Annotated in this window: 16 protein-coding genes; 6 read left to right on the top strand and 10 right to left on the bottom strand. The window is 61.4% G+C overall.

What is annotated here, in order from left to right; genetic code table 11:
• Positions 1 to 17 precede the first annotated feature (17 nt).
• A complete protein-coding gene (locus VFW72_RS05620; RefSeq protein WP_329673288.1) occupies positions 18 to 1,178 on the bottom strand; it encodes an acyl-CoA dehydrogenase family protein in 1,161 nt (386 codons plus the stop codon).
• A 274-nt stretch (positions 1,179 to 1,452) separates the two neighbouring features.
• On the opposite strand from VFW72_RS05620, the gene VFW72_RS05615 reads away from it, so the two are divergent.
• Positions 1,453 to 2,091: a TetR/AcrR family transcriptional regulator gene (locus VFW72_RS05615; RefSeq protein WP_329673287.1), complete on the top strand. Its 639-nt coding sequence runs from the start codon at positions 1,453 to 1,455 to the stop codon at positions 2,089 to 2,091.
• A gap of 18 nt (positions 2,092 to 2,109) precedes the next feature.
• Here the strand turns inward: VFW72_RS05615 and VFW72_RS05610 are convergent, their stop codons facing one another.
• The 8 genes from VFW72_RS05610 to VFW72_RS05575 all read right to left on the bottom strand — a co-directional run bounded on the left by VFW72_RS05610 (position 2,110) and on the right by VFW72_RS05575 (position 11,666).
• Positions 2,110 to 3,729: a diguanylate cyclase gene (locus VFW72_RS05610; RefSeq protein WP_329673286.1), complete on the bottom strand. Its 1,620-nt coding sequence runs from the start codon at positions 3,727 to 3,729 to the stop codon at positions 2,110 to 2,112.
• A gap of 137 nt (positions 3,730 to 3,866) precedes the next feature.
• Positions 3,867 to 5,150, bottom strand: a complete 1,284-nt coding sequence (locus tag VFW72_RS05605; protein ID WP_329673285.1) for a DEAD/DEAH box helicase — start codon at positions 5,148 to 5,150, stop codon at positions 3,867 to 3,869.
• 41 nt (positions 5,151 to 5,191) lie between these two features.
• Positions 5,192 to 6,106: an SMP-30/gluconolactonase/LRE family protein gene (locus VFW72_RS05600; RefSeq protein ID WP_329673284.1), complete on the bottom strand. Its 915-nt coding sequence runs from the start codon at positions 6,104 to 6,106 to the stop codon at positions 5,192 to 5,194.
• Between the two features lie 185 nt (positions 6,107 to 6,291).
• Positions 6,292 to 8,262 (bottom strand): tetratricopeptide repeat protein, encoded by a 1,971-nt coding sequence (locus VFW72_RS05595; RefSeq protein WP_329673283.1) that lies wholly within the window; start codon positions 8,260 to 8,262, stop codon positions 6,292 to 6,294.
• A gap of 75 nt (positions 8,263 to 8,337) precedes the next feature.
• Positions 8,338 to 9,792 carry an NAD(P)(+) transhydrogenase (Re/Si-specific) subunit beta gene (locus tag VFW72_RS05590; RefSeq protein WP_329673282.1) on the bottom strand — a complete coding sequence of 485 codons (1,455 nt, stop codon included), beginning with the start codon at positions 9,790 to 9,792 and terminating at the stop codon, positions 8,338 to 8,340.
• Positions 9,793 to 10,101 carry an NAD(P) transhydrogenase subunit alpha gene (locus tag VFW72_RS05585; protein ID WP_329673281.1) on the bottom strand — a complete coding sequence of 103 codons (309 nt, stop codon included), beginning with the start codon at positions 10,099 to 10,101 and terminating at the stop codon, positions 9,793 to 9,795.
• Between the two features lie 49 nt (positions 10,102 to 10,150).
• A complete protein-coding gene (panD, locus tag VFW72_RS05580; RefSeq protein WP_329673280.1) occupies positions 10,151 to 10,516 on the bottom strand; it encodes an aspartate 1-decarboxylase in 366 nt (121 codons plus the stop codon).
• A gap of 34 nt (positions 10,517 to 10,550) precedes the next feature.
• The gene (locus VFW72_RS05575) at positions 10,551 to 11,666 is read right to left on the bottom strand and encodes a Re/Si-specific NAD(P)(+) transhydrogenase subunit alpha (protein ID WP_329673279.1); all 1,116 of its coding nucleotides are present in this window, start codon (positions 11,664 to 11,666) and stop codon (positions 10,551 to 10,553) included.
• A gap of 244 nt (positions 11,667 to 11,910) precedes the next feature.
• On the opposite strand from VFW72_RS05575, the gene VFW72_RS05570 reads away from it, so the two are divergent.
• Genes VFW72_RS05570 through VFW72_RS05550 form a run of 5 tightly spaced genes read left to right on the top strand, consistent with a single transcriptional unit; the run spans position 11,911 to position 15,614 of the window.
• Positions 11,911 to 12,468 (top strand): NUDIX hydrolase, encoded by a 558-nt coding sequence (locus VFW72_RS05570; RefSeq protein WP_329673278.1) that lies wholly within the window; start codon positions 11,911 to 11,913, stop codon positions 12,466 to 12,468.
• Positions 12,468 to 13,601: a tRNA 2-thiouridine(34) synthase MnmA gene (mnmA, locus tag VFW72_RS05565; RefSeq protein ID WP_329673277.1), complete on the top strand. Its 1,134-nt coding sequence runs from the start codon at positions 12,468 to 12,470 to the stop codon at positions 13,599 to 13,601. Before VFW72_RS05570 ends, mnmA begins: the two co-directional genes overlap by 1 nt.
• Positions 13,598 to 14,026 carry a PIN domain-containing protein gene (locus VFW72_RS05560; protein WP_329673276.1) on the top strand — a complete coding sequence of 143 codons (429 nt, stop codon included), beginning with the start codon at positions 13,598 to 13,600 and terminating at the stop codon, positions 14,024 to 14,026. Before mnmA ends, VFW72_RS05560 begins: the two co-directional genes overlap by 4 nt.
• A 24-nt stretch (positions 14,027 to 14,050) precedes the next feature.
• A complete protein-coding gene (locus VFW72_RS05555) occupies positions 14,051 to 14,620 on the top strand; it encodes a hypothetical protein (RefSeq protein WP_329673275.1) in 570 nt (189 codons plus the stop codon).
• A 19-nt stretch (positions 14,621 to 14,639) separates the two neighbouring features.
• A complete protein-coding gene (locus VFW72_RS05550) occupies positions 14,640 to 15,614 on the top strand; it encodes a PaaI family thioesterase (RefSeq protein ID WP_329673274.1) in 975 nt (324 codons plus the stop codon).
• Positions 15,615 to 15,625: 11 nt separating this feature from the next.
• Here VFW72_RS05550 and VFW72_RS05545 read toward each other — a convergent pair whose 3' ends face one another.
• Positions 15,626 to 16,708 carry a hypothetical protein gene (locus tag VFW72_RS05545; protein WP_329673273.1) on the bottom strand — a complete coding sequence of 361 codons (1,083 nt, stop codon included), beginning with the start codon at positions 16,706 to 16,708 and terminating at the stop codon, positions 15,626 to 15,628.
• Positions 16,709 to 16,747: the final 39 nt, after the last annotated feature.

Below are 16,747 nucleotides of genomic sequence, written 5' to 3'. Positions count from 1 at the left end.
TAAGTTGAATGGCCGGCTCACAGGAAACGTGACGCCAGCTCTTTCATGATTTCGTTGGTGCCGCCATAAATGCGCTGCACGCGGGCATCGGCATACAAGCGAGCAATCGGGTACTCCTTCATGTAGCCATAGCCGCCAAACAACTGCAGGCACTCGTCGATCAGCTTGCACTGGTTGTCGGTGATCCAGTACTTGATCAAGGCGGCACGATCCACACCCAACTCGCCCTTCAGGTGCGAGACCATGGCCGCGTCGACCAAGGCGCGCGAAGCCATCAACAATGCCTGGCACTCGGCCAGCTTGAAGCGCGTGTTCTGGAACGAGAAGATGGGCTTACCAAAGGCGGTGCGCTCTTTCACATAAGCCAGGGTTTCTTTCATGGCCAATTCCATGGCGGCGATGCCAGCCACGGCCACGATCAAGCGCTCTTGAGGCAACTCTTGCATCAGCTGGAAGAAGCCCATGCCTTCTTGCTCGCCCAACAGGTTGTGCTTGGACACGACCACGTCGTCGAAGAACAGCTCAGAGGTGTCTTGCGCCTCCATGCCAATCTTGTCAAGGTTGCGACCACGGCGGAAGCCAGGGGCCTCTTCGGTTTCAACCACGAACAAGGACATGCCCTGCGCGCCTTGATCCTTGTCTGTCTTACAGACCACGATGACGAGGTTGGCCAACTGGCCGTTGGTGATGAAGGTCTTGCTGCCGTTGATCTTGTAGGTTTCCCCATCAGCCGACTTCAGGGCCAGGGTGCGCACGCCCTGCAAGTCAGAGCCTGTGCCCGGTTCGGTCATGGCAATGGCGCCGATCAACTCGCCGGTGGCCAACTTGGGCAGCCAGCGCTTCTTTTGCTCTTCAGTGCCATAGTGCAGGATGTAAGGCGCCACGATGCCGGAATGCAGCGAGCCACCGAAGCCACCAATGGCCGCCTCACCTTGCGCCAGGATCAGCGCCGCTTCATGACCGAAGTCGCCGCCCGCGCCACCATATTCCTCCGGCATGGAAGCGCACAGGAACCCATTCGCACCCGCCTCTTGCCAGGCTTGGCGATCCATCATGCCTTGCGCACGCCAGGCTTCATCCTTGGGGCCCCACTGCTCTTTGAAAAAGCGCGATGCCGACTCGTACAGCATCTTGTGTTCATCGGTCATCCAGGTGGGGGTAAAGCATTGAATCGCCACAAATGTCTCCTCGGTATCGGTCTATCCGGATCGCCAATGCACCGAATAAGCTCAAACGGTAATTACAATTACCGTCAGTAAAAACCCGTATCGGCAGCCTGTCGATGGCGTCATGTGTGACGCTTGTCGCAGCTTATGCCCGTAGGCATCGCGTCATTGGCATGGGTCTTATCTTGAACACCCAATGGCCATCGGGCAAGAGGATTGCGCCCATTTTTGCGAACGATCGTTCATTTGGTAAGATGGATTTCCAGTCTGGAAACACGCCTTTCTCATGAGCACAGAGGCATCCCCCACCCCGCCCCATAACCCCACCGACCGCCGCGCGATCCTGGCGCGGATGCGCGGCGACACCCTCAACCGCATCGAAAAGGCCGTTCTTGATCTGTTTTCAGACAAGGATTTCCACGAGGTCAGCTTGATCGACGTGGCGCGCAAAGCCAACGTGTCGCTGCAGACCATTTACAAGTACTTCGGCAGCAAAGAGGTGCTGGTCTACGCGGTGCTGGATGTGACCTTGGGGCGTCTGGCCGAGCGCATGATCGATCACCTGCAGGGCATTGACGACGCGCGCGAGCGACTGCGCAAAACCTGCTGGGTCACGCTGGACTACATGGACAAGCATCCTGCCGTCATGCTGCTGCTGTTCACGGCGGTACCTGTTTCACGGCACCGCAACATCAGCATCTACGAAAGCCCCGAACTGATGGGCGCCTTCCTGGGCGTATTCAAAGATGGTCAGGCTCGGGGCGTGCTGAACAACCGCGTGTCTTCCAAGATCCTGCTCGACATCTTCATGGGCATGATCGGCCGCATTGTGCTGATGCACATTGTGCGCCGTGAAAAGCGGCCGTTGATTGAGCAGTTCGACGACCTGTTCAACATCCTGTGGCGCGCGATGTCGGCCGAGTGACCCGCTCGGGCCCGACACTCACATGGGCTGCGCGTGCTCGACCCGGTTGCGGCCCAGGCGCTTGGCCTGCAGCAAAGCAGCATCGGCGGCTTCGGTCAAGCCGGCTGCGGTGTCCAGCATAGGCAGGGAAGCAATGCCCGCGCTGAAGGTGGCATGCAAGGCGCCGCCAGCATGTGCGTGCGGCAAGGCCGCAAAATCGGCGCGAATGCGATCAATCACCACCTTGGCCTGGTCCGCTGTGACGCCCGGTAGCGCCACCAGGAACTCCTCACCACCATAGCGACCAATCAGATCCCCCGCCCGCAATCGGCCCTTGAGCAACCACGCCAACGCACGGATCACCTGGTCTCCCACAGGATGCCCGTAGGTGTCATTGATGCCCTTGAAATGGTCGATGTCGATCATGACAACGGTCAGCGCCGAGCCATCTCCCGCCTGATTCACCAGGGCGCTCAAGCGAGACTTGGCCGCCGTGTGATTGAACAAACCGGTGAGACCATCCAGGCGCGTCGAACGCAGCGTTTCCCGAAAACGTTCGATCTTGGTTTTCACCACCGCGGCCAACAACACCGGGTTGAAGGGCTTGGTCAGGAACTGGTCGCCCCCCAGACGCAGGGCTTCAACTTGCATGCCCACATCAGTGGCCCCCGAGAGATACACGATGGGCACGGTGCTGTAAGCCGACATCTGCCTCAGCACACGGGTAGCCTCCACGCCATTGAAGCGGGGCATCTGCATGTCCATCAGGATCAGATCAGGCCGGTACGACTCCAGCGCATCCAGCAAGGTGCTTGGGTCACGAATCGCATGGCTGTCGATGCCATGCTGGGCCAAAGTGCGCTGAATCAACGCCACCGCCACGCGAGAGTCTTCCACCACAAGAACCCGGTGCTTCTCCTGCTCGACGTGCAGCACCAGGTCGAGAATGCGATCGAGCACGCGCGAGGCCTGCTCGTCGGACGGAATGGCCACATCCACCCCAGCCCGCATCAATTTGACGATGGGTTCAATGGCCGACTCTACCCCCAGGTAGAACAGTTGGCTGGCCGGACAGCGGGCGCGCAAAGCGGCCACGTGCTCGAACTCGGCCTCGCCAATGGGCCCTTGCCCCGGCACGAACAACACCGCCAGAGGCATGTCATCGGTCGGCAACTCGCCGCCCCAAGGCAGCATAGAGACCAGAAAACCGAAATAGCGCAACTGGCCACACAAGGCCTCGACCATTTCAGCCCGCTCGGGCGAACCCACCAACCAGACCGAACGGGGCTTGATCCAGTCAACGTCATGCGCTGGCGCCGCCACGGCAGCCTCAGCCGCCCTGCGCTCGGCGGTTTGAGGCCGCGCGGTGGCCACCGCCCCTAGCAAAGCGTCGACCTGCCGCTGCAAGGCCATTCGGGCCTGATCAGGAATCGGATGATCTGCCGGCGTGCCCAGGTGAAGCAGCGCCGCATTCTCCAGCCCCTCGCACAGGCGCATCAAGCCAGGCAGGCGCATGCGATTGAAGTGCTCCGCCAGGCTGTTGATCGCCACCGCAAACTCGATGAACTGATCGAAGCGGCCGTCGACGACGTACAGGTCCCAGCGCGTGCGCAGGACGTACAAGCGGTCGTCAATCGAATTCAGCGGCAATCCGGTCATCTAGGGGCGAATACACAGGCAGGTATCGGACATTAGCAAAGTTGTCGGCACCGCGCGCTCGCCACTTAGCCCAACGAAACCCTGCCGCACCCGAATGTGAACAATTCCGCACGGATTGATCCGGTCGGCACAATGCTTTAACGCCCTTGTTGTGTCCTTGCAGCGGCTTCGCGCAACTTGTCCTTCTTGCTCTTGCGGCGGCCCTTGATGCCGCCATGAGGATCCAGCCCCTTGGGGGCATCGGCGTCCACGCCCGTGGCGGATTGGGCCTCACGCTCCTCGGGGGTCAGCTCGAAGCCCGGCAGTTGCTCACGCTGCACCCGCATGCCTTGCCGCTTTTCAATCAAACGGAAATGCGCTTCTTGGTCGGGCACGATAAAGCTGACCGCCACACCGGACTCGCCCGCGCGCCCGGTACGACCAATGCGGTGAACGTATTCAGCCGGCGAGCGCGGCAGGTCGTAATTCACCACCGCCGGCAACCCGACGATGTCGATGCCGCGTGCCGCCACATCGGTAGCCACCACCACACGCAGGGTTCGGGCCTTGAACGCATCGAGTACGGCGCGGCGCCCACCTTGACTCAGGTCGCCATGCAAGGCGGCTGCAGCGATGCCTGCACGGTGGAGCTTGTGCGCCACCAACTCTGTGGCGTACTTGGTGGCCACGAACACCAGCACGCGCTCCCAGCCCTGCGATTCAATCAAATGTCGCAGCAAAGGCGTTCGCCGCGGGGCTGCCACCTCGACAGCCCGCTGGGTGATGTCGGGCGCCGAGGTTGACTCGGCCTCAACGTCCAGGCACACCGGCTCATGCAGCAGCGCTTGCGCCAAGGACTGCACCTCATCGTCGTAGGTGGCAGAGAAAAACAGGCTCTGGCGCCGTGCGGGCAGCAGATCCAGGATGTGGCCCAACTCGTCGGCAAAACCCAAGTCCAGCAAACGGTCCGCCTCGTCAAGCACCAAGACCTGGAGTTGCGACACACTCAGGGCGTTGTGCTCCACCAGATCCAGCAATCGCCCCGGGGTGGCGACCACCACGTCGGCTCCTCCGCGCAGCGCCATCATCTGGGGGTTGATGGACACCCCACCGTGAGCCACCACGACCTTGCAGGCCCCGGGCAGGCCTTGCGCCAGCGATCGAAACACGTCCCCCACCTGCTGGGCCAACTCTCGTGTGGGCACCAGAACCAGTGCATGCAAGCGCTTCGCACCTGTGCGGCGCGCATGCGCAATCTGATCCAGCAAAGGCAGGGCAAAAGCCCCGGTCTTGCCGGAGCCGGTTTGCGCCAGAGCCCAGACATCGTGCCCGCGCAACACCTCTGGAATGGCTTGCGCCTGAACCGGGGTGGGAACTTCAAACCCTTGTTCGGCCGCAGCACGAACCAGGGGGGACGACAAACCTAGGGCAGCAAATGACATGTCGCATTGTCGCAGGCTGGCGCAAACGCCCCCGGGAATATTCAGGGGGCGACTGGAACGGCTCCCGCAATTTCATACATGCGCCCGGAATACGACAGCACATACACGCTGTCAGGCGCAAAGCCTTGCCCAGGCTTGCCCACCACCACGGCACTGGGCAAGCTCAGGCCTTGCGCCAAACGACACAGTTGACCACCAGGCGACGCACGCCAGATTTCTCCACTGAGGTAGGCTGCTACATAGAGATTGCCTTGGACATCAATGTCCAAGCCGTCCAACCCCGCCAACGCGCGTTGCAGGGGCACCGCGGCATGCAAAGTCACCGCCCCGTCTGCCAGGTTGACCGCCTTGATGGCTGCCGGCATGAACTGGTTGACGAACAGGGTACGACCGTCCTGGCTCAACGCCAGCCCGTTGCTATTGAGGTTGAGCCACTTGCGCTGAACCACCCCACTCGGACTGACACGATCCAGACTGAGCGCGAGGTTGTCCGAGGCGTAGTAGCTGCCATCCGGCGCCCTGACCACGCCATTGGCCATCGATAAGCCCTTGACCACAGGCGTGACCTGCCCCTGAACCAGATTCACGCGCGCCAACCCAGCCAAGCCCAGAGAGGGCACCACACCGCCCGCGCCGTTGCCCGTACCGATGACCACCTCGGTTTCGCTGTTGACCACGATGCCACCCGGCATGCTGATGCCCGAGGCCACTTCGACCGGCTGAGCCGTCAAGCTGTCTTTTCGCATCAGCTTGCTTCTGAATGGCTGACTGAAAACCAGCTTGCCTGAAGGCAAGAACGCAGCCGACTCCATGGCGCCCAAGCCTTCGTGCACCACGCGCGCACCCGCGACACCCGCGCAATCGGGCATGCCCGCATCAGAAGCGAAGGCCATGCCCGCCCCGCTCGCCAGACACGCGGCCAACCAAGCTCCTCCCTGAGCCATTTTTGATGTCATGTGTTGTCTCCGTCGGTTTGATATTGGTTCACACACCAGGGCATGTGATATTCACATCACACCATCTTAGATGTCCGCTTTCCAGATGGGGAGAGGGGTTATCACTCAGAACCCCACACGGCGGAGGCATGAAAAAACCGGGCCTCGGCCCGGTTGGATTGAAGTCGCTACCCCATCGGGGCACATCAAGATGGCGCGGCGAATCGTTGACACATGCTTTCGTAGGCGCGCTCCACTTCCGCCACCAGATCATGTGCAGGCTTGTCGAGGGCCGCCCTCATTCGATCTCGTAAACCAGCGCGAACACTCGCCAAGTCGCGCGGGTTCTCTGCCCAGGCTTGCGCCAATCGCACATAGTCAGCCGGAGACGTGGCGACAAACCCCTCCAGCCCCGCGTAAGCCAGAGAACTGACGCCCAGCCGGGACGCAGGCCGGTCGCCCGCGAACGTGATCACAGGCACCCCCATCCACAAGCCCAGCATGGTGGTGGTCCCGCCATTCCACGGGAAGGGGTCCAGATTCAGATCGATGTCCTGATGCAGCGCCAGATAGTCCTGCGAGGACAGGCGCGGCTTCAACACGATGCGCTGGGCCTCGATGCCATGCGAGCCCATCACCGTCAGCACCCAATCGCGCCAGGCCGGCTCGTCGGCATTGCCGATGATCAACTCGGACGAGGGCACCGCATGCAGCACTTGCGCCCACAACGCCAGCACCTGGGCGTTGATCTTGGCTGTGTTGTTCAAGCAGGCAAAGGTCATGTGACCCCGACGGCCACAGGGCAAGTCCCCCACATCGGGCGCGCCTGCCGGTGGCGAGAAATAGGAATAGGTCGACAAACGCACCAGGGACTCGGTGTAGCACAACCCATCCGCCCCATCGGGATCCAGGCACGCATCGGTCAGACGGTAGTCCATGGCCTGCAGGCCGGTGGTCCCTGGATAGCCAATCCAGGTCACCTGAACGGGCGCGGGCTTGAGCGCAAAGGCACGAAGACGGTTGCCCGCCGTGTGCCCCGACAGATCGACCAAGACATCGATGCCGTCTGCATGTATGCGTTGAGCCAAAGCCTCATCACTCAAGGCAGCCACGTCATGCCAATGCTCCACCCCGGCCCGAATGCGGGCCGTCACCTCATCCTGAAATGCATTCGAGTAATAGGCATGCACCTCGAAACGGGTGCGATCGTGACCCAACATGATCGGCTCGATGAAACTGGCCACCGAGTGCTTACGCAAATCGGGTGACACATAGCCCAGGCGGATGCGTCGCCCTGCGAACTGCCAACCGGTGTGTGTGTAACGTCGGGGCGCCATCGGCTGCTCAAAGTGCTCCGCGAATTGCCGATGCCGATCGAACAAAGCGGCGGCCGACAAACTCGGGTCATATTGAGACGCCAGCAACCAGTTGCTGAATGCCTGCGCATCTTGCGGCGCCAATGCCGAGGCCTGCTCAAAGGCCTCCAAGGCCTCAGGCAGACGACTCAGGCGCTGCAAAGCCAAACCCTTTTTGGAGTGAATCACCCCCAGATGGGGCTGCGCCTCCAACGCTCGCTCATACACGGCCAATGCCTCTGCATAGCGAGACTGCTGTCGCCTCACATCGCCCAGATTGCAAAGGGCCTCGACAAACTGAGGCCGCAATTTGATTGCTCGCTCGTAGGCCTCACATGCATCCGCCAATCGCCCCGCATCCCGCAGCGCATTCCCAAGGTTGAACCAGGCCTCAACCAGATCGGGTTGCACACTGAGGGCCGCTCTGTAATGCGCAATCGCAGTGTCGACATGCCCTTGACGATGGGCCACGTCGGCTGCAGTGAATTGAATACGCGGGTTCTTCGGCTCCAGCTTGCAGGCCAACGCAATCGCGCCCTCACAAGCGGACCATTGCTGGGTCGCCTGGTACACCGCGGCCAACAAGTGCTGCACATCGGCATTCTTGGGCGCCATTTTCGCGGCCGCCTTCAAGACAGCCTCTGCCTCGGCGAATCGCCCGCGCTGGAACGCCTGCACACCAGCCTGGTATTGCTGCGCCAAGGACAAAACAGGCGCACGGGTGGCGCCCATTTGAGCCCCCTGAGGCTTGTCAATGCAGCACTGCTTGTATTTCTTGCCACTGCCGCAAGGGCAAGGGTCATTTCGAGCGATCTTCGACATGCCGCCATTATGGGCACGCACGAATAAAAAAGCCGGGCGCTGAGCCCGGCTTTCAATCATCCCAAAACGGCTGGATTATTCAACCGCCTTGACCATGTCCTCAACCACCTTCTTGGCGTCACCGAACACCATCATGGTCTTGTCCATGTAGAACAGCTCATTGTCCAGACCAGCGTAGCCAGAGGCCATCGAACGCTTGTTCACGATCACGGTCTTGGCCTTGTAGGCTTCCAGGATCGGCATGCCGTAAATCGGGCTGCCCTTTACGTGCGCAGCGGGGTTCACCACGTCGTTGGCACCCAGAATGATGGCCACATCCGCCTGACCGAACTCGGCGTTGATGTCTTCCATCTCGTGCACCTGGTCGTAGGGCACTTCGGCTTCGGCCAGCAACACGTTCATGTGACCGGGCATGCGACCGGCCACAGGGTGAATCGCGTACTTCACGTTCACACCCTTTTCGGTCAGCTTGGCAGCCAGCTCCTTCACGGCGTGCTGTGCGCGCGCCACAGCCAGACCGTAGCCAGGCACGATGATCACGGACTCGGCATTGCCCAGGATGAAGGCGGCATCGTCAGCGGAACCGCTCTTGACTGAGCGCTGCTGTTGCGCACCACCGGCAGCGGCCGCACCCGCGTCACCACCAAAGCCGCCCAGGATCACGTTGAAGAACGAGCGGTTCATGGCCTTACACATGATGTAAGACAGGATGGCACCGGACGAGCCCACCAGCGAACCCGCAATGATCAGCATCGGATTGTTCAGCGAGAAGCCAATGCCCGCAGCCGCCCAACCGGAGTAGCTGTTGAGCATCGACACCACCACGGGCATGTCAGCACCGCCGATGGGGATGATGATCAGCACACCCAGGATGAAGCTCAGCGCAATCAGGGCCACGAAGAGGTCCATGCGCTGCGTGGCCATGAAGGTGCCGATCAGACCGATCGCCAACAGACCCAGCACCAGGTTCAGCATATGCTGACCTTTGAAGATCACGGGCGCGCCTTGGAACAAGCGGAACTTGTACTTGCCGCTCAGCTTGCCGAAGGCAATGACCGAACCCGAGAAGGTGATGGCACCAATGGCCGCCCCCAGCGACAACTCCAGGCGGTTGCCCACCGGAATTTCGGCGATGGCGTCACCAATGGGCTTGGCCACGATCTGGAAGGCATAAGGCTCAGCCACCACGGCCACGGCAATGAACACCGCAGCCAGACCAATCATGCTGTGCATGAAGGCGACCAGTTCAGGCATCTTGGTCATTTCGACGCGCTTGGCCATCACGGCACCGGCGCCGCCGCCAATCACCAGACCCGCCAGCACATAGCCAATGCCTTCAACGAAGTTGAGTTGCAGGGCCTGCACCTGGCCGTGGATCAGGCCAATGGTGGTCAACACGGCAATGGTCATGCCGGTCATGCCGAACACGTTGCCGCGAATGGAGGTGGTGGGGTGGCTCAGGCCCTTCAAGGCCTGAATGAAGAACACCGAGGCCACCAAGTACAGCAGTGCAATCAGGTTCATGCTCATTTACTTGGCCCCCGCCTTCTTGTCCTTCTTCTTGAACATTTCCAGCATGCGGCGTGTCACGAGGAAGCCCCCGAACACGTTGACCGCCGCCAACGCCACAGCCAGCACGCCCATGATCTTGCCCAAGGGCGTCACGGTCAGGGCTGCGGCCAGCATGGCGCCAACGATCACAATGGCCGAAACGGCATTGGTCACGGCCATCAAAGGCGTGTGCAGTGCAGGGGTCACGTTCCAGACCACGTGATAGCCCACATAGATGGCCAGCACGAAAATGGTCAGGTTGATGACGACGTGGGAAATGGCTTCCATCGCGTTGTCTCCTGGTAGGTTGGTATCAGTTGGGATCAGTCAGCTGAAATCAATCGAACTTGCGAATTTCTTTGATCGCATTGCGTTCGTCGAGCAGAACCACTTTGGGCTTGTAGGTCGACACTTCGGCATCGGTCATGGGCGCATAGGTGCAGATGATCAACAGGTCACCCACATGGGCCTTGCGAGCCGCCGCGCCGTTGAGCGAGATCACGCCAGAGCCACGCGGTGCCTTGATGACATAAGTCGAGAAACGCTCGCCGTTGTTGATGTTGTAGAGCTCGATGTACTCGAACTCCTTCATGTCGGCTGCGTCGAGCAGGTCTTCATCGATGCCGCAAGAACCTTCATAGTTCAGATCGGCTTCGGTGACGGTGGCGCGGTGCAGCTTGGCACGCAGCATGACGCGTTGCATAGTTCAATACTCCTTACAGGGCCGGCTGCGCCAATCAGGCACGCAGCAATTGGCCGTCACGACACATCAAGCACGCCTTGACGATGTCGTCTTCCAGGTCAACGTGGAATTGACCTTCCTTGTTGATGACCAACTTCAGGAAGTCGATCACGTTGCGTGCGTACAGCGAGGAGGCGTCAGCCGCCACCAGCGCTGGCAAGTTGGTTTCGCCCACCAGGGTCACGCCATGCTTGACCACGGTCTTGCCGGCTTCGGTCAGCGGACAGTTGCCGCCAGCGGGCGCGGCCAAGTCAACGATGACGGAGCCAGGCTTCATGGCCTTGACCATGTCTTCGGACACCAGCACCGGCGCGGCACGGCCGGGAATCAGAGCGGTGGTGATGACGATGTCTGCCTGCGCCACGCGCTTGGCGACTTCCACCTTCTGGCGGTCCAGCCACGACTGGGGCATGGGGCGTGCATAGCCCCCCACACCTTCAGCGGCTTCTTTTTCTTCGGCCGTTTCGTAGGGCACGTCAATGAACTTGGCACCCAGCGATTCGACTTGTTCTTTCACCGAGGGGCGCACGTCAGACGCCTCAATCACGGCACCCAGACGCTTGGCCGTCGCGATGGCTTGCAAACCAGCCACGCCCACCCCCAGGATGACGACGCGGGCAGCCTTGACGGTGCCTGCGGCAGTCATCAGCATGGGGAAGATGCGCTGATACTTGTCCGCGGCGATCATCACGGCCTTGTAGCCGGCCAGGTTGGCCTGCGACGACAGCACGTCCATGCTCTGCGCACGGGTGGTACGGGGTGCGGCTTCCAGCGCAAAAGCGGTCAGCTTGGCATCGGTCAGGGCCTGCAAGCCTTCCTTGTCGAAAGGGTTGAGCATGCCCACCAGCACGGCGCCCGGCTTCATCAGGGCTCGCTCGTCGGCGTTGGGCGAGCGCACCTTCAGCACCATGTCAGCGCCCAGCGCACCGGCGGCGTCGGTGATTTCAGCGCCTGCGGCCACATAGGCTTCGTCGGTCACGCTGGCAGCGACACCGGCGCCAGATTGCACACGCAGGGTGTGGCCTTGAGCCTTCAATTTCTTGACAGTCTCCGGTGTCACGGCCACGCGGGTTTCACCCGCGAAGGTCTCCATGGGTATGCCAATGAGCATACGGGTCTCCTATGTATGACTGAGTTGTGTCGACGTTAGCAAACGCGCCAGCATACACAACATTCCAGGGTTTTCCGCCGTATGCCTGCCGTCAAACGGCTGTCGGCATCGACACCCCCTCAATCTGAGGTCGAAGATTGTCAAATTCTGAGCGTTTGTCACCCAGGCGTAGCACCATGGCATCACAAGCAGGCAGGAAAACGCCGATGCATTTGTCATGCCAATGGCGGATAATGCTGGCCTCATGAAGACCGCGGAACTCTTGGCCACCGCTCCCCAGCCCGCCGTGTCGGCCACGCCGAACAAGGTGCGCTGGAAGCCCAATGTCACCGTCGCAGCCCTGATCGAGCGCGACGGCAAGTTCCTATTGGTGGAAGAAGACACCTCCGACGGCATCTTGCTCAACAACCCCGCAGGCCACCTGGACCCTGGCGAGTCGCCCGTGCAGGCGGTAATCCGCGAAACGCTGGAAGAAACCGCCCGCGCCTTCACGCCGCATGGTTTCGTGGGCATGTTCATGTCGCGCTTCCGTCGCACGCGCAACGGCGAAGACACGACCTACCTGCGCCTGGCCTTCCACGGCACGGTGTCGGAAGCCGATCCCTTGCTCGATCTGGACGAAGGCATTTTGCGCACGGTCTGGATGACGGCCGACGAGATCCGTGCTCAGCCGCACCGCATGCGCAGCCCCCTGGTCATCGAATGCATCGAGGCTTATCTGGCTGGCGAGCGCTATCCCTTGTCGATTCTGAACGTGCACGACAGCGTGTTCTCGGCTCCAGCCCAGGTATCTCGTTCCTGATGTCTTCCAAGCAACGCGTGGTGGTGGGCCTCAGTGGTGGGGTCGATTCGGCAGTGAGCGCCTGGTTGCTGAAGCAACAGGGCCACGAAGTCATCGGCATCTTCATGAAGAACTGGGAAGACGATGACGACAGCGAGTACTGCTCGTCACGCCAAGACTTCCTGGATGCAGCCTCGGTGGCCGACGTGATCGGCATTGAGATCGAGCACGTGAACTTCGCCGCCGACTACAAAGACCGCGTGTTTGCCGAGTTCTTGCGTGAGTACCAAGCCGGTCGAACCCCCAACCCCGATGTGCTGTGCAACGCCGAGATCAAGTTCAAGGCGTTTCTGGACCACGCCATGCGCCTGGGCGCTGAAAAGATCGCCACCGGCCACTACGCCCGGGTGCGCAGCGTGGCCGACGCGTCTTACGAGGGCGGCCAGCGCTTCGAATTGCTCAAAGGGCTGGACCCGCTGAAAGACCAGAGCTACTTCCTGCACCGGCTGAACCAGGCGCAGTTGAGCAAAACCCTGTTCCCGGTGGGCGAGCTGCCCAAGACCGAGGTGCGCCGCATCGCCGCCGAAATCGGCCTGCCCAACGCAAAGAAGAAGGACTCCACCGGCATCTGCTTCATTGGCGAGCGCCCGTTCCGCGAGTTTCTGAACCGCTATCTGTCCAACACCCCCGGCCCCATCAAGGATGACCGGGGCCGCAAGCTGGGCGAACACGTGGGCTTGAGTTTTTACACCCTGGGCCAACGCAAGGGCATAGGCATTGGCGGCGTGAAAGAAAAAGGCGCCCCGCGCGGCGGCGGCGAGCACGAGCCCTGGTTCGTGGCCCGCAAAGACATGGCCACCAACACCCTGTACGTGGTGCAAGGCCATGACCACCCCTGGCTGCTGCAACACACCCTGCTGGCCGATGACCTGAGCTGGGTGGATGGCCGCGGCCCTGCGGTGGGCACCCAGCCCATGGGCGCCAAGACACGCTACCGCCAGGCCGACGCCCCTTGCGACATCTTGTTGGCCAGCGGCAGCGAGATCGCCTTGCGCTTTCCGCAAGCCCAGTGGGCGGTCACGCCCGGCCAGTCGGCTGTGCTGTACCAGGGCGAGGTCTGCCTGGGCGGCGGCGTGATCAGCCGCGCCGAATGAGCCCCACCGACCCGCGTCCCATCGTCATCCTCGACACGAACGCCTTGCTGGACTGGCGCGTGTTCAAGGACCCCGCGGCCGATCCCATCGTGACAGCCATTCTGCGTGGCGAGTGGCGCTGGGTGGCATGCCCCTCGATGGAACAAGAATGGCACCAGGTGTGGCCACGCAGCTACCTGAAGGCCTGGCAGCCCGACCCCATGCTGACCCTGACCGTGTTCCAGCATGCCGAGTTCGTGGACGAGCCCCCGCGCGGACCCTTGCGCTGCAAAGATCCGGACGACCAGGTTTTCATCGACCTGGCCCTGCACGTGGGAGCAAAATGGCTGTTTTCGAAGGACGCCGCATTGCTCAAACTGGCCAAACGCGCACGGCTGCGCGGCACAGAGGTGCTGACCCTGCCACAATGGACACCTGTTCCTTAATGGCCGGCTGGTTGAACCTTGTCCATGTTTGAGATGTCTCGTCGTGCTGCCCTGCGCTGGGGCGGCTTTGCTGCGCTGTCGTCGCTGGCGGCCTGCGCCTCCATCCTGGGCCCCCGCACGGTGGTGATCACCAAGGAAGAGCTCAGCGAGAAAATCGCCAAGCCCTTTCCGGTCACCAATCGCATCCTGGACCTGCTCGACGTGAAGGCCCAGGCGCCTCGTCTGCAATTCAAGCCGCAAGACAACCGCGTGGGCACCGAGTTCGACCTCAGCGCCACCGACAACCTGTTCCGCAAGACCTACCAGGGCACCATCGGCGTGAGCTTTGGCTTGCGGTTCGAGCCCAAAGACCTGACACTGCGTCTGACACGGGTCACGGTCGATCAGATCAACCTGGCCGGCCTGCCCTCAGGCATGCAGCGCTATCTGACCAAGTTGGGCGCGTGGATCGCCGAAGACCGGCTGCAAGACTTCCCGGTTCACCAATTCAAACCCGAAGACCTGCGCACCGCAGACCGCATGGGCTACGAGGTGGGGCACATTCAGGTCACCGACAAGGGCCTGGAAGTACGACTGAACCCCAAGAAGTCCTGATTCTTTTTCGAGAGTTCGCATGAGCAAGAGCCTGTTCGCATCTGACCCCAACTCTTCAGATACTTTCCAGTGGGTTGACCACTTCATCAAAACCATTCCCTACGCTCAAGCTTCGGGCATGCTGGTCACGCACCTGGAAAAGGGGCGCGCCAGCCTGATGGTGCCCGCGCGCCCGACCTGGAGCGGCGACATCGAACGCAACCGCATTCACACCGGGTGCCTGAGCGTGCTGGCTGACACGGCCTGTGGCATCGCCGTGGGCACCGCGCTGGACAAGCTCGAGCCGTTTGCCACGCTGGACTTGCGCATGGACTACCTGCGCTCGGCCGATGCCAGCAAGAACCTGATCTGCGACGCCCATTGCTACCGACTGTCGCGCAGCGTGGCCTTTGTGCGCGGCGAACTGCGCCAGCCCGGCAACGACGAAATCATCGCTGTGGCCAACGCCACCTTCATGCGGGCCACCGCCAACTCGCGTCGCAAAGACCTGGATGGCAGCGCCCCCACCCCAAGCACAAACAAGCCTGCGGTGGCACCCCCGCCCATTCACGTCGTGTCGATGGAGGCGATTGCGGAAGCGGCCAAATCAAGCCAACCCGCCATCCCCGAGGGGCGCTCGCCTTATGTCGACTTCCTGGGGGTGATGCAGCACCCGCAAGTCAACGCGGGCCCCATTTTCCGCTTGCCCTTCAAGCACGACCTGATTGGCAACCCGATGCTGCCGGCACTGCACGGTGGCGTGCTGGCCGGGTTTGCGGAAACGGCCATGATCATGCACATGGTGGCCACCAACCCACAGATCGAAAAAGCGATCCCCAAGGCCATCGATTTCTCGATCGATTACCTGCGCTCAGCCAAGCCCATCGACACCTATGCCCAAGGCATCACGGTGCGCCAAGGCAACCGTGTGTCCCTGGTGCAGGTCAACGTGTGGCAAGACGATCCGACCAAGCCGGTGGCGTCCACACGAGGCCACATCTTGATGCCGCAATAAGACGGACCCGGTCAGCCTTTAAGGGGCGAACCAAAGTTCGCCTCACCAAACAGATGGCTGGCCACATCCCCCGGGAAAAGCCAGAAGGGCGTGCGCTCGCTGGACGTGGCGCAGTTCGGGTAATCGGGATGGGCCGACGGGCCCGCCAACGTCTTCTCCAGCACCATGGAGATGTACTGATCGTTGCTGCCCTCCAAGGTGTTGCCGTTGAGGATCACCTCCACCCCCGTACTCAAGGCATGGCGCCGCACGGCATTGATGCGCGAGTGCTTGGGCTCGTAGGCATCGGCCCCCACCCCGTTTTCACTGGTCACACGAATGCCGTCAGGCACCCGAACCGCCAGGGAATGATTGCCCTCGGTATGCCCTGGGGTGTGAATCAAAGCCACCCCCGGCCCCAGGCTAAGGCTACCGTCAAACGGCAGAACTCGATCTGGCGCAATGCCATCGATGCCACCCGGGCAATACCAATCGGCCTGAATGGGCAACAAGGCCCGGGTGGAAGCCCATTCCTGTCTGTGCACCAACAGCTTGGCCTTGGGAAAGTAGGCCGGCCGATTCGCTGATCCGAGCCAGCGCCGCACATCCTGCGTGTGCAAATGGTCGTAGCTGATGTAGTCGACCTGATCCGGTCGAATGCCACAGGCTGCCAGCGCCCCTTCGACCGTGTTGAACACGGGCGCAAGCAAGGGAGCGAACACCTCGGGCACGCGGCTGGCCAGGCGCTTGAAGAACGGCGTTTCCCGATTGGCATCGTGATCGGTAGGCGACATGACCAAGGTTTTGACCTGGCCACTGTGGTCACGGTACTGAACCACAAACAGGCGGTTCAGCAAATGGACCAAAGGAAACTTGAATCCCTTGTCGGCAAAGACGCCAGAGAACGCGTAGTAGGTCGGGTATGGCGCTCGGATCAAGTTGAAACTGCGGTAGAAGAGCACCTCGGGCTCAGCCATCATGCGCTCACGCAAAGCCAGCGCGCGGCGCCGAACCTCCTTGAGGCGCTCGGTTGGCGCGTTGGCGGCACGTGCGCCATCGAAGTCGGTGAGGGGCTTCATGCCGGCCAAAGCCAGGGTGGAATCAGGAGCGGTCATGGGTGGTTTGTTGCATCGATTTTGTGTCAGGTGAACTCG

The sequence above is a fragment of the Aquabacterium sp. genome (genome assembly GCF_036273115.1).
Lineage (GTDB): Bacteria > Pseudomonadota > Gammaproteobacteria > Burkholderiales > Burkholderiaceae_C > Aquabacterium.
The sequence above is the reverse complement of the archived record's forward strand: the minus strand, read 5'-3'. Positions and strand labels throughout refer to the sequence as shown.

Coding starts and splice junctions, on each gene's coding strand:
- VFW72_RS05615 (WP_329673287.1), top strand. CDS start 1,453: ATGAGCACAGAGGCATCCCCCACCCCGCCCCATAACCCCACCGACCGC.
- VFW72_RS05610 (WP_329673286.1), bottom strand. CDS start 3,729: ATGACCGGATTGCCGCTGAATTCGATTGACGACCGCTTGTACGTCCTG.
- VFW72_RS05605 (WP_329673285.1), bottom strand. CDS start 5,150: ATGTCATTTGCTGCCCTAGGTTTGTCGTCCCCCCTGGTTCGTGCTGCG.
- VFW72_RS05600 (WP_329673284.1), bottom strand. CDS start 6,106: ATGACATCAAAAATGGCTCAGGGAGGAGCTTGGTTGGCCGCGTGTCTG.
- VFW72_RS05595 (WP_329673283.1), bottom strand. CDS start 8,262: ATGTCGAAGATCGCTCGAAATGACCCTTGCCCTTGCGGCAGTGGCAAG.
- VFW72_RS05590 (WP_329673282.1), bottom strand. CDS start 9,792: ATGAGCATGAACCTGATTGCACTGCTGTACTTGGTGGCCTCGGTGTTC.
- VFW72_RS05585 (WP_329673281.1), bottom strand. CDS start 10,101: ATGGAAGCCATTTCCCACGTCGTCATCAACCTGACCATTTTCGTGCTG.
- panD (WP_329673280.1), bottom strand. CDS start 10,516: ATGCAACGCGTCATGCTGCGTGCCAAGCTGCACCGCGCCACCGTCACC.
- VFW72_RS05575 (WP_329673279.1), bottom strand. CDS start 11,666: ATGCTCATTGGCATACCCATGGAGACCTTCGCGGGTGAAACCCGCGTG.
- VFW72_RS05570 (WP_329673278.1), top strand. CDS start 11,911: ATGAAGACCGCGGAACTCTTGGCCACCGCTCCCCAGCCCGCCGTGTCG.
- mnmA (WP_329673277.1), top strand. CDS start 12,468: ATGTCTTCCAAGCAACGCGTGGTGGTGGGCCTCAGTGGTGGGGTCGAT.
- VFW72_RS05560 (WP_329673276.1), top strand. CDS start 13,598: ATGAGCCCCACCGACCCGCGTCCCATCGTCATCCTCGACACGAACGCC.
- VFW72_RS05555 (WP_329673275.1), top strand. CDS start 14,051: ATGTTTGAGATGTCTCGTCGTGCTGCCCTGCGCTGGGGCGGCTTTGCT.
- VFW72_RS05550 (WP_329673274.1), top strand. CDS start 14,640: ATGAGCAAGAGCCTGTTCGCATCTGACCCCAACTCTTCAGATACTTTC.
- VFW72_RS05545 (WP_329673273.1), bottom strand. CDS start 16,708: ATGACCGCTCCTGATTCCACCCTGGCTTTGGCCGGCATGAAGCCCCTC.